The organism is Deltaproteobacteria bacterium, assembly GCA_028818775.1.
Taxonomy (GTDB): domain Bacteria; phylum Desulfobacterota; class Binatia; order UBA9968; family JAJDTQ01; genus JAJDTQ01.
Genome location: JAPPNE010000107.1, coordinates 1 through 11,985, shown reverse-complemented (window position 1 = coordinate 11,985; position 11,985 = coordinate 1). Strand labels below are relative to the sequence as shown.

General features: G+C 67.7%; 9 protein-coding genes. 1 reads left to right on the top strand and 8 read right to left on the bottom strand.

Going from position 1 to position 11,985, the window contains the following annotated elements:
• Nucleotides 1–44: 44 nt before the first annotated feature.
• From OXU42_12690 to OXU42_12680, 3 genes are read right to left on the bottom strand one after another with little or no spacing between them, the layout of a single operon-like run.
• Entirely contained in the window at nt 45–2,138 is a 2,094-nt protein-coding gene (locus OXU42_12690) for a hydantoinase B/oxoprolinase family protein (protein MDE0030245.1), read from the bottom strand.
• 18 nt (nt 2,139–2,156) lie between these two features.
• On the bottom strand, nt 2,157–4,280 hold the full coding sequence (locus OXU42_12685; protein MDE0030244.1) for a hydantoinase/oxoprolinase family protein: 2,124 nt from the start codon (nt 4,278–4,280) through the stop codon (nt 2,157–2,159).
• 3 nt (nt 4,281–4,283) lie between these two features.
• Nucleotides 4,284–5,483: an iron-containing alcohol dehydrogenase gene (locus OXU42_12680; GenBank protein ID MDE0030243.1), complete on the bottom strand. Its 1,200-nt coding sequence runs from the start codon at nt 5,481–5,483 to the stop codon at nt 4,284–4,286.
• A gap of 230 nt (nt 5,484–5,713) precedes the next feature.
• On the opposite strand from OXU42_12680, the gene OXU42_12675 reads away from it, so the two are divergent.
• Nucleotides 5,714–6,844: an amidohydrolase family protein gene (locus OXU42_12675; protein ID MDE0030242.1), complete on the top strand. Its 1,131-nt coding sequence runs from the start codon at nt 5,714–5,716 to the stop codon at nt 6,842–6,844.
• A gap of 4 nt (nt 6,845–6,848) precedes the next feature.
• On the opposite strand, the gene OXU42_12670 is transcribed toward OXU42_12675, so the two are convergent.
• From OXU42_12670 to OXU42_12650, 5 genes are all read right to left on the bottom strand, one after another.
• Nucleotides 6,849–7,475, bottom strand: coding sequence for a GNAT family protein (locus OXU42_12670; GenBank protein ID MDE0030241.1), 627 nt, complete (start codon nt 7,473–7,475; stop codon nt 6,849–6,851).
• Nucleotides 7,476–7,548: 73 nt separating this feature from the next.
• Nucleotides 7,549–8,586, bottom strand: a complete 1,038-nt coding sequence (locus OXU42_12665; GenBank protein MDE0030240.1) for a tripartite tricarboxylate transporter substrate-binding protein — start codon at nt 8,584–8,586, stop codon at nt 7,549–7,551.
• 61 nt (nt 8,587–8,647) lie between these two features.
• Nucleotides 8,648–9,748, bottom strand: a complete 1,101-nt coding sequence (locus OXU42_12660) for a prolyl oligopeptidase family serine peptidase (GenBank protein ID MDE0030239.1) — start codon at nt 9,746–9,748, stop codon at nt 8,648–8,650.
• 49 nt (nt 9,749–9,797) lie between these two features.
• Nucleotides 9,798–10,838 (bottom strand): extracellular solute-binding protein, encoded by a 1,041-nt coding sequence (locus OXU42_12655; protein MDE0030238.1) that lies wholly within the window; start codon nt 10,836–10,838, stop codon nt 9,798–9,800.
• Nucleotides 10,839–10,920: 82 nt separating this feature from the next.
• A complete protein-coding gene (locus OXU42_12650; protein ID MDE0030237.1) occupies nt 10,921–11,805 on the bottom strand; it encodes an ABC transporter substrate-binding protein in 885 nt (294 codons plus the stop codon).
• Nucleotides 11,806–11,985: the final 180 nt, after the last annotated feature.

Here is an 11,985-nt window from a genome sequence, read left to right as displayed (position 1 = left end):
ACGGGCGCCGCCGCGCGGCTTCCGGGCGTCAATGGTGACTGCGGTCATGTCACCGACACCATGTGAGCCTTGAGCAGGACATGACACGACGGGCAGTAGAGCTTCTCGAACAGGTAGCGGCCGTGAAGGTCGCTCATGAGCGGGCCTGCCTCGGTCGGTGGGAAAGTATGCTCTTCGAGGGCGCCGTCCGCTTCTGATTGAATCGGCGCGTTGGCGGAGCCGCACCGCGGGCACGGCGTCGTGTCGTCCCCGCCGGGAACGACCGCCGCTCGGCTTGCCGCGCGGTTCGCCTTGTCCCGCGCTCCGTCTTGTTCCCGCAACGCGCCGTCCCCACCGCGCAGGCGTCGCCGCAACGCTTCGGTTGCCGCGTCGTCCACCTCCCGTGTCTCGGGCCTGAATGCAACCCCGTAGATGTCCCGCGCCGCGCCCTCCGAGACCGCTCCGTCCACCAGGTCCGCGCGCACCCGGTCCGGCTGGCGCGTCAGCGGGTCGCCGTAGCCGCCGCCGCTGGCCACGCGCATGTAGAGCACGTCGCCGTCGTTGAACTCGAAGTTGCAGTACGGCAGGACGCGCTCGGTGCCGCCCACCTCGTCGAGGTCCACGGCGTTGCGGTCGCGGCTCATGACCTCGCGCACCCGAGTCTTTTCCCGCAGCACGATGACGCTGGGCGCGCCGGGGTAGCCGCCGTACATGCCGTGGCCGGAGTTCCTGAGTCCGGCCACGCCGTAGGCCACGCCCCCGAGGCGCCCCTCGGGGGCGTCGTGGGGCGTGTGCGCGGTCTCCACGGCCAGGCCGCCGCGGTAGCGTCCGGGCCCGGCCGAGTCCGTCGCGTGGCGGCGGAACAGGTAGAGCACCGGGAAGTTCAGCTCGAACCATTCGGCGTTGGGGCAGTTCATGTAGTTGCCGCCGGAGTCGATGCCGTCGGCGTGGGCGCGGGCGCCGTTGCCGTCCATGGCGCCGTGGGCGAGATTGAAGACGCAGTAGCGGCCGGACTGGTTCAGCCCCGAGTGCTTGCCGTTCCGGTGGCTGGCGTTGGGGGTGACGATCTCGTCGCGCCAGTGCTCGTGGGTGCCGAGCATCTGCATCAGCACGGAACTGGCCAGGAACCCGATGCTGAAGCCGCAGGAGGTGGTGTTGAGGGACACCGGGCCGGGATAGCTGACGTTCACCAGCGTGCCCTCGGGAGCGATGACTTCCAGCGGCCGGATCACCCCGTGGTTCTTGGGAAGGTCGTGCACCAGCGTGGTCAACACCGCGGCGAAACAGAAACCGGCGGTGCCGTGGAACGGCAGGTTGACGCCGGTCACCGCCTGGGGGTCGGTGCCGGTGAAGTCGAAGATGAGCCGGTTTCCGCGCTTGCGCAGCGCCACCTTCATGCGCCAGGTGTCCTGGGCCTCCAGCGCCAGTTCCTCGGTCCACTCGCCGTCCTCGAACGACGCGATGCGCTCCCGGAAGATCGCCTCGGTGTAGCGGATCATCTCGCCGGCCACGGCATCGAGCAGCTCGGCGCCGTAGTGCGCGTACATCTCCCGCAGGCGCGCCTTGGCCACGTTGTTGGCGGCGATCTCGCACTTGAGGTCCAGCCCCACCATGCCCGGCTGGCGCGTCATGTTGGTGAGGGTGTCGAAGACGTCCCGGCGCAGCGCGCCGCGCTCCACGAGCTTGATGCCGGGAACACGCAGCCCCTCGTGGAAGATCTCGGTGGCGTCGGGCGAGTCCCCGCCCGGCGACAGCGCGCCCACGTCGTTCACGTGCACGAAGGTGGCGCTCCAGGCCACCAGCCGCCCGCCATGGTGGATCGGCGAGACCACGTAGATGTCCGACTGGTGGATGGCGGCGAGGTAGGGATCGTTCAGCAGGAAGACGTCGTCCTCGAAGATTTCGTCCGGCGGGAAGCGTTCGATGATGCGCTTCACCGCGTAGGAGGCGCACACCACGTGCTGTCCCAGGGTGGCCCCGGCGGAGAGGATGTCGCCGTCCGGGCGGTACAGGGACGCCATGTAGTCCCGCTGCTGGGTGGTGTTGACGGTGCCGCCGGTGCGCTCCAGGGTAATGCCCATCTCGCGCGTGACCTGGTGCAGCCGGTGCGACAGGATCTCGAAGGTGACGGGATCGACGCCGTGTATGCGCGTGTCCATGGGAATCCCTTTCGTGCCTCAACCGCCGACGAGGAGCCGGACGTTGCGGTAGGCGTCCATGACGGCCCGATCCGCCGGGTTTACCACGATGGTGGTCACCGGGGTCTCGATGATGGCGGGACCGGCCGTCTCGTTCCCCGGACGCAACGCGTCGAAGTCGTACACCGGGGTGTCCCGTGGTTCGTCGAACTCCTCGAAGAAAACCCGGCGGCGGCCCCTCAGCGCGGCGTCCGGAGCGGCCGAGGACAGAGGGTACGACTGGATCCGCGGCTTGTCCAGCACGCCGGTGGCGGTGAGGCGGAAGTTCATGATCTCCTTCCCCGCCTCGCGGTAGCCGGAGCCGCGGCCGTAGGTCCGTTCGTACAGGTCGTCGAAACGTTCGTACACGCCGTTGAGCATCTCTTCCGAAAGGGGCGTCGTACCCTCGGGCATGACCACGTTCAACTCGTGCACCTGGTAGCGATAGCGCATGTCGAGGCTGCGCTCGATGCGCACGCTGCCGCCCTCGAAGCCGGCGCTGGCCAGATCGGCGCGGGCGCGCCGCACCAGTTCGTCGAAGGCGCGGTTGACGCGCTCCGGTTCCGCCGGCACCTGCATCCGGTCCGACTTGCCGTACTGGTAGACGACGTCCGAGCTGACCAGCCCCGTGGCGCTGTGCACCGACGCCGTGAGCGGCACCACCACCTGCCTGATGCCCAGCTCCGCGGCGTAGCGCGCCGCGTGCGCCGGCCCGGCACCGCCGAAGGCGAACAGCGTGAAGTCCCGCGGGTCGTAGCCCCGCTCCACCGTGGCGCGGCGGATCAGGTCGCTCATGTGCGCGTTGATGATGCGGTAGATGCCGCCGGCCGCGGCCTCCACCGAGAGGCCCAGGGGTTCGGCGACCTTCTCTTCGATGGCGCGCCGCGCGCGCCCGGCGTCCAGCGACAGGCGCCCGCCCAGGAAGTAGTCGGGATTGAGGTAGCCGAGCACGAGGTCGGCGTCGGAGACCGTGGGCTCGGCGCCGCCGAGGCCGTAGCACGCGGGGCCCGGCTGGGCGCCGGCGCCCTCCGGCCCCACCTTGAGCAGCCCCGTCTTGGCATCGGTCCAGGCGATGCTGCCGCCGCCCGCGCCGATGGACTCGACCCAGATCTTGGTGGCGTAGATCTGGTGGCGCAGCAGCACCGGCTTGTAGTCCTTCTCGATGACCCCATCCCGGATGACGCTCACCTTGAACGTGGTGCCGCCCATGTCCGTGGCCAGGATGTCGGGCAGGTCCATGAGCCGGCCGAGCCAAGCGCTCCCCGTGACTCCGGCCGAGGGACCCGACTCGATGGTGCCGATGGCGTTCCGGGCGGTGGCATCGACTCCCAGCACGCCGCCGTAGGACTGCATGATCAGGGGTTCGCCCGCCAGCCCGCGCTCCTGAAGCCGTGCCCCGAGCCGGTTGATGTAGGTGGAGATGCGCGGCCCGATGCACGCGTTGAACACGGTGGTGGCGGTGCGTTCGTACTCACCCAGGTAAGGCGCCACCTCGCTGGAGAGGCTGAGGAATACTTCCGGGTGGCTCCCCGCGACCATGTCGGCGATGGCCCGTTCGTGGCTTTCGTTGGCCACGGACCAAATAAGGCTCACGGCGAGGGCCTCGGCGCCGTCCGCCACCAACTCCTCCACGACCCTTGCCACCTGGGCCGGGTCCAGCCGCACCAGCACGGCCCCCTTGTAGTCCACCCGCTCGTCCACCTCCTTGACCAGCGGACGCGGCACCATGGGCGCGGGCTTGTCGAGCCGGGACAGATGAAAGATCTCCGACTCGGGCACTCCGTCCGTGAAGCGCCCGCGCATGATGCGGAGCGTGTCGGCGAACCCCCTGGTGGTGATCAGGCCGGTAACCGCGCCCGATCCTGTTAGAAGCGCGTTGTCGCCGATGGTGCAGGCATGGAAGAAGAGGCGGGCCGACGCGAGCAGCTCGTCCTCGTCTCCGAGCCCGAGGTTTCCGGCGGCGTCACGCACCGCATTCAGCGCCCCGACCGAGTAGTCGTCCGGCGTGGACAGCGCCTTGCCCACGGTCATGGTGCCGCCCGCATCCATGGCAACGCAGTCGGTGAAGGTGCCGCCAATGTCGACGCCGACTAAGTACCGATTTGGCGATGCATTCAAGACCATTGGCTACCACGCCCTCTCCAACACCCCCAGAACCTCCCCGGGTTGCGTCACCGGCTTCGGGTTGTAGATGATGTTGGGCGACACGATGACCTTCCTGGCAATCTCGGGAAGGTCCTCGCGCGGGATCCCGACGTCGCGCAGCCGGCTCGGCAGCTCCAGGTCCCGCACCAGCCCGGCCACGGCGGCCTGCGCGTTCTCCGCCGCCTCGTCGTCCGTGGCGGCGTCGCCGCCCAGGGCGCGGCCGAGAGCGGCCTGGGCGGAGAGGCTGATGGAGCGGTTGAACTCCATCACGTGGGGCAGGATGACGCAGGACGTGTGGCCGTGGGAGACGCCGTAGGCGCCGAGCTGCCAGCCGATGACCTGCGACAGTCCCTTGTGCACGCCGCGTCCGTGGAAGCCCACGCCTACCAGGGCCACCTGGCACTGGGTGAAGGCCTCCAGGTCCTCGGGGTTGTCCTTGCAGCGCGGCAGGTAGCGGTACAGCAGCTCGCCGGCCTTGAGGCACATGTTGTCCACCACGGGGTTGCGGTCCACGGTGTAGAGCTTCTCCACCACGTGCTCCATGGCCTTGAGGCCGGTGGCGCACCACAGGCCGGCCGGGGTGGACGAGGCGATGGCGGCGTCGAGGATCACCGCCTTGGGCACCAGGTCCGGGTGCCGCACGTGGTCCTTGAACTTGCGCTCCGGGCGGTTGATGGTCACCGACCAGGTAGCTTCCGAGGCCGACAGGGTGGTAGGCATCGCCACCTGCGGTATCGGCGGTCGGGGCAGCGAAGCCAGCCGCTGGTTGTCCGGGGAGGCCACATACCCGTCCAGTTCCTCTACCGATTCAAGGCCCTGGGCGAGGATGAACGCCACCGCCTTGCCCCAGTCCGCCACGCTGCCGCCGCCCACGGTGACGATGACGTCGGGCTCGACCTCCCGCGCCTGCCGGGCCGTGTCGAAGCACAGCCAGTCGGGGGTGAACTCCGCGCTGTCGCTGCGGACCGCCGCCACCATGCCGCCCAGCCCGTCGACGATCCTGTCCACCCACGGCGTGCGCTTCTTGAGCGAACCGCTGGTCAGAAGCAGCGCCCGGCCGCAACCCATCTCTTCCAGCAGCCCCTTCAGGCGCTCATGCGATCCAGGCCCCCAGATCACGTGGTCCGGCACCGCGGCGCGGTCGCGCCATTCGCCCTGGAGATCGTTGGCCGTCGTGGTCATGGATGGTCCTCCTCGGTTCCGGGATGGTTGCACGCCCGATCGAGCCAGTCAAATCGGGAAGGCCGTTCGGCACGGGCATGCCCCGGATCCCGCGTCAGGCCCGGGATGACGTTGGGTCCGCCCTCCGTCATCCCGGGCCTGACACGGGCTCCCGGCGGGGGCGACACGACGTCGTCAGACTTGCCAGTACCGGAAGACTGTGAGAGAAGTGGGAACCGGAGGGAACGATCATGAGCGACCGAATCATCTCTGCAGACGGACACATGGACCTCTTCTACCTCGACGAGGATACGTTCCGGTCCCGCGCGCCGGCGAAGCTGAAGGACCGCGTGCCCAACGTGCACACCGTCGACGGCAAACCCACGTGGGTTGGGGACGGCGCCATGATGGGAGGACACCGGGCCTGGATGGGGCGGCAGCCCATGACCAACCACCGGGGCCGCAGGATGCGCGAGGCCGGGTGGGAACCCACCCATCCCTCGGATCCGAAGCTCAGGGCCAGGGACCTGGACATCGACAGCATCGCCGCCGAGGTCATCTACGGCATCCGCTTCGTCGAGGACAGCATCAAGGACCCGGACGTTATCACCGCGACCTACCGGGCCTACAACGACTTCATCGCCGAGTTCTGCGAGCACGATCCCAACCGCTTCATCGGCATCGCCGACATCCCCGCCCATTCCGCCGACGCCGCGGCCGCGGAGATCCGCCGCATCGGCAGGAACGGGCTCGGGCTCAAGGGCGCGCTGTTCGACTTCTTCAACGGCCCCGCGCCCATCTGGCACGAGATGTGGGAACCCATGTGGGACGCCGCCGAGGAGGAGGAAGTGGCGCTGTCCTTCCACATCGGCGCGGGCCACGGCACCACCACGGTCGGCCCCCGGAGCGCGGAGGAAAAGCTCAGGGGGGATATCCCGAAGGTTTCCCGGGAAGCCCATGTAGCGGTGGTGGCGATGCAGGCCGACGAGTGTCTCGTGTCGATCATCCTGTGCGGCACCCTGGAGCGCCATCCCGCCCTCAAGGTTGTCATGGCCGAGAGCCACATCGGCTGGATCCCGTACGTGCTGGAGCGGCTGGACACCAAGTTCCGGGAAGGCGAGTACGAGGGGATGATCAGCACACCGCCCAGTGCGCTGTTCCGGCGCCAGATGTGGGCCACCTTCCAGGACGACAAGGTCGGCGCGCGCCTGGCCGAGGAGTACGCTCCGGAAAACTTCTGCTGGGCCTCGGACTACCCCCACCGGGACGGCATCTGGCCCGACTCCCAGGAGTTCATCCAGCAGACCATGGGCGAGTTGAGCGACAAGATGCGCCGGCGCCTCACCGCCGACAACGTGGCGCGGCTGTACGATATCCAGTAGACGCCTAAAGTATCCTGACTTTCCCGCGGTTGTAGACGGCCACGGACGCGCCCGACGCACGGCTGTCGGGATATTCCTCCGCGTCCAGACTCCACACCATGGTGTCCCGCAGGCGTCCCTCGGCGTCGGTCTTGTTGCGGTAGAGCGTTCCGCGGTGAACGTAGCCGAGCTTCTCGGCCACCCGCGCGCTGGCCCTGTTGCGCGGGTCGCAGCGGATCTCCAGGCGCTCCACGCGGTTGACCTCGAAGGCCACCCGCGTGAGCGCGGCGGTGGACTCGGTGGCCAGGCCCTTGTTGGCGTGGGACCGGCCGATCCAGTAGCCGATCTCGCGCGCGTCCTTGCTCTCGCGGGTGTGCAGGCCGGTGCCGCCGATGATGCGCAGGCCGTCCGGGGCGAATATCCCGTAGACGAATTCCCGCCGCGAGAGGAAGTCGTCCCGGAAATGCCGCAGCCGCTCCGTCTTCATCTCCAGGGACTCCGGCTCCTGCTGGGCCCAGTCCATCCAGGGGCGCAGGTATTCCAGGTTGTCGTTGATCTCCCGCTGCAACAGGTTGGCGTCCGTGGGATGCCAGCAGCGCAGGATCAAGCGCGGCGTGTGGATGCTGTATGCCAGTCCCGGAGATTGAGCCATGAGTCGAGTCGCCGACGGGTGAAGGCGCCTCGACCCGAAGCTCTTCCCCCCTGCCCCTGAGCGGGGTAGCCCGCTACTTCTTGGGCGCAAAGGTCTTCTTGATGGTGGCCAGCAACTCGGGCTGCAGACCGGCGACACCGGCCACGAGCTTGTCCACGTCCTCGCCGGAGACCGGAGTGATGGGGAACCTGGACTTCTTCGCTTCCGCGAGCAGTTCGGGGTCCTTCATGGTCGCGTCGAACGCGCGGCGCAGCACCATCAGCCGGTCCTTGGGAGTTCCCGGAGGCAGCGAGTACGGCCGGTTGAGGGCGCCGCCGATGTCGCGGATCACGATGTTCATCACCTGCCGCCCCACGTCGGACTTGATCACGTCGTTGGTCAGGGGAATGCCGGCCAACTCCGAGTGAGGCTTGTCCACGAACTGGGCCAGCACGCGCACGTCACCGCTGGCGAGCTGCGCGGCCCAGGGGTTCTTGAGCCCTTCCCAGCTCGCGCACACGCCCGCGACCTCGCCCTTCTCCGCGGCCACCCGCACGGGCGCGGTGCCGCCGTAGCCCTCGATGAGCCTCATGGGCAGGTCCGTGTGGGCGATGAGGATGCGCGGGATGTCCCACAGGGTAGAGCCGGGCTGGCTGCCGCCGAACTTGACCGGTTGCTTGGCCGCGCGCCACGAGGCCAGGTCGACGACGCCGCTCTTCTTGTGGGTCATGCACACGTTGGTGATCCGCACCGGCGCGCCGATCCAGCCCATCTTGGCCGCGTCGAATCGCACCTTCTTGTTGCCCAGGTACTGCTGCAGGATCAGCCCGCCGACCCAGTGGCCGATGGTAAGACCGTCAGGCTTGGCCTTGTTGTAGATGAAGTTGGCGGTGATGAGGCCGCCGGCCCCCGGCCGGTTCTGAACCACCACCGTGGGGTTGCCCGGAATGTGCCGGGGCAGGTGGCGCGCCAGAAGGCGCGAGTACGCGTCGAACCCGCCGCCGGGCGAATAGGCGACCATGATGCGGACGGTCTTGCCGGCGTAGAAGTTTTCCGCGGCATGGGCCGCGACGCCGGACAGGGCCAGAGCCAAGAGCACGGCGAACGTCGAGCGCACGATCTTCCTGGTCATGAGGGCCTCCCGTGTCGTGGTTGAACGGATGGGACAACGCATGGTCCCTTATAACACATCTTCAAAGACGCGCCGCCACCCAGTCGTGCATGAACGGGAAGATCTCGGCGTGGTTGTCGTAGGAGCAGTGGACGGCGCCGGGTTCGCCGGCGCGGAGGTAGCGCAGCTCCTTCTCACACCGGGCCTCGTCGTAGGTCTGGTAAGCGCACCGGGGGTCGGTGATGATGTCGTCCTCGCCGTGGAGGATGAGCAGCGGGCACTCGACCTTCTCGATGCTGCCGGCGAGGGTGAACCGGCTCAGGCGGCGGCGCACCTCGTCTTCGCTGTCCGATCCGGTGATCCAGCGGAACTGTCCCCTCAGCGGCTCGTAGTACTCGTAGATGTCGCGGTAGCAGTCGTAGGGGCCGAAGTGGGACACGCAGCACCGGACGCGCTTCTCGTAGGCCGCGGCGCGGGTGACGTAGTAGCCGCCCATGCTCATGCCCATGAGGGCGACGCGGTTCATGTCCACGTCGCCGCGGGCTTCGAGGTAGTCCACCATGGCCGTGATCGGACGCTCGAAGTCGGGGATGGCGAGGCTGTTGCGCAGCCGGAGCATGCCGCCGCGTCCGGGGCCGTCGACGATGAGCAGGGCGAGGCCCCGCTTGGCGGCCTCGGGGCCGCCGACGAAGTAGACCTCCTCGGCGGTGGAGTCGGCGCCGCCGGTGAAGATCAGCACGGGCGGCTTCTCTCCGGCCGAGGCGGGAGCGTGAAAGAAGTAGCCGGGCATGGCGGTGTCCTCGTAGGGCACCTCCACGCGCTCGATGCCGGGCGAAAGCGCCGCGGCGGCCTGGAAGCTCTCGGTGGACTTCCGGTAGGTGGGGATCTTCCGGTCGTCGGTGAAGGGCAGCAGGAACTCGGCCACCCGGTAGTAGTTGGAGGCGCGGAAGAAGGCCTTGACCGCGCTCTGCGGATGGCCGGCGGCCTGTTGCTCGCGGCCGTGGGCGCCCACCCTTTCCGCCGTCTCGAGCCACTCGGCGTGCCAGCTCTCGACGTCGCCCGGCTTGATGCGCTGCGCGGTGCGGTGGATCTCGTTGAACTCGCCGCCGCCGTAGTAGCTCTCGGCCAGCAGCCGGATGCACGCGAAGGACCAGCTCCGGTTCCCCGGGAAGAATTCGAACATGGCCCCTCGCGTCGTTCCGGCACCGCCGTTTCAGGCTATCGGAAGCTGTTTATTGATAGAGCTTCTGGATGCGCGCCTTCCACTCGGCCCCGTTCTGGCTCACCTCGCGGGCGATGATCTGCGGCGACGGGTCGAAGAACTTGACACCCGTCAACTCCTTCTTGAGCGCATCCAGGGGCTCCACGGTCTTGTCGGCGACGAGCAGCCCTTCATCCCGGAAGATGTTCTGGCCCTCGGTGCTCACCAGGAAATCGACGAACAGCTTGGACGCGTTGGGATGGGGCGCGTTCTTGTGGATGGCCGCCATGTTGGGCCACCAGATGGCCGGTTCCCGAAAGGTGGAGTAGCCGAGGTCGGGATAGCTCCGCCCGAACGTGTAGGGCGTGTAGGGCAGCGTGAAGATACCCAGCGAGAACTCCTTGAGTCCCACTGCCGCGTGGAGCTGGCCCCACTTGGGCTCGTACCGTGCCACGTTGGCCTTGAACTTGGTCCAGTAGTCGGCCCACTTCTCTTCGTTCTCTCCGAACCACGAGTAGAAGGACGCGATGTGCACGAGATAGTTGGAGCCCAGCCACGGTGTGCGGGAGATGATCTTCCCCTTGTACTCGGGCTTGATCAGGTCCTGGATGCTCCGGGGGGCCTTGTCCGGCGGCACCAGCTTCTTGTTGTAGGACGCCCCCACCACGTGGTTGAAGAGCGGGATCTGGTTCCACTCCTTGGGGAGCGGTTCCATGACGTGGGCCACTCTCTCGTATCCGGCGGGCTTGTAGGGCTGCGTCCAGTGGTTGAGCCCGCTCAGCGGTCCCGGCGAGGTGGCGAAAACGTCGATGGCGAATATGCCCGCCTGCGATTCCTGGCTCACCTTGCGGAGAATGTCGGGAGCGCCCACGTAGGTACCCTCCACCGTGATGCCGTACTTCTTCTCGAACTCCTGGGCGGCCTTCTTGTAGCTGGAGAAGATGATGACCCGGATCTTGCCTTCCTTCTTCGCCGCGGCCACCAGATCGGCGCTCGACGCCAGCGCCATGCCGGAGAAACACAGAGCCGCGCCCAGTGAGAATGCCAATATCTTTGCAATCAAGCTTCGCATGGAAACCTCCCTCGATTCGTCTGAGACGGTGATGTGCGGCCCACCCTATAGAGCTATGGGGTGAGCGTCAAGACCTTGACATTCACGACACGAACGCCGTCGACAGGTCCACCCTTCCCTCCAGGCGGCCGGTCTCGATGAGCATCTCCATGGTGGCTTCGGCTTCCTTGCGCTCGGTGTCGGTGAAGGTGAACTCGATCTTGGGGTAGCCGGCGGATGCGAGGATGTCCTGCTTGTCGCCGCCGTACCTGGCGATGAACTTGTCGGCGACCTCTTCGAGGTGGGCGTCGCTGTAGGCGATGGACTTGCGGCAGGCGTCGAGGATCTGGCCGGCAAACTCGGGGTGTTCCTGCAACAGGTCCTCGCGGGTGGCGAGCATGTGTTTGATGATCTCGGGGAGGCCGTGGAGGCCGCGCCAGGCGTCGCCGTCGGTGTAGAGACAGCGCACGTCGGGGTCCTTCTCGCCGTGCCAGAAGACCTGGTCGATGAGGGTGACGGCGTCGGCCTTGCCCTCCTTGAGGATGGACACGAGTTCCTCCTGGGGATGGGACTCCCAGCGGATGGTGGAGTCGTCCACCTTGTAGTGCTTGCGCAGCAGGTAGCAGTGCATGGCGTGGGGATCGGAGTGGTGGCTGGCGATGAGCCGGCCCTCCAGGTCCTTGGGCGTCTGCACCGGCCCGTCCTTGAGCACGAAGACGCCGTTGCCCTTGGCGGTGGACTTCCACTCGGTGGACAGGCCGACGATGGGGGCGCCGCCGAGCTTGCGCTTGAGGAAGTTCGGCAGATAGACGTTGGCGAACGCCACCTCGCCCCGGATCAGCACCTCCTCCAGCTCGTGGCTGGGCGGATCGGCCACCTCGATGACCTTGAGATCGAAGCCCTCGGGCTTCACGATGCCCTCGGCCAGCGCGTAGTAGGTGCGGAACATGCAGAAGCGGTTGCGGTAGTGTGCGAGTGTCAGCTCCATGGGAACTCCTTGCCGGGACGCGCCCACGCGCCTCCGGCTTCAACGGAAGCGGGGGGCCCCCCCCAGAAAACCCCCCCCCCCCCCCCCCCCCGGGGGCCGCGGGGGAGGGGGGGCCCCCCCCCCCCCCGGGGGTGGGGGACGCCTGCACGGGCCCCCCCCCCGAGAGGCCGCGGGGAACCC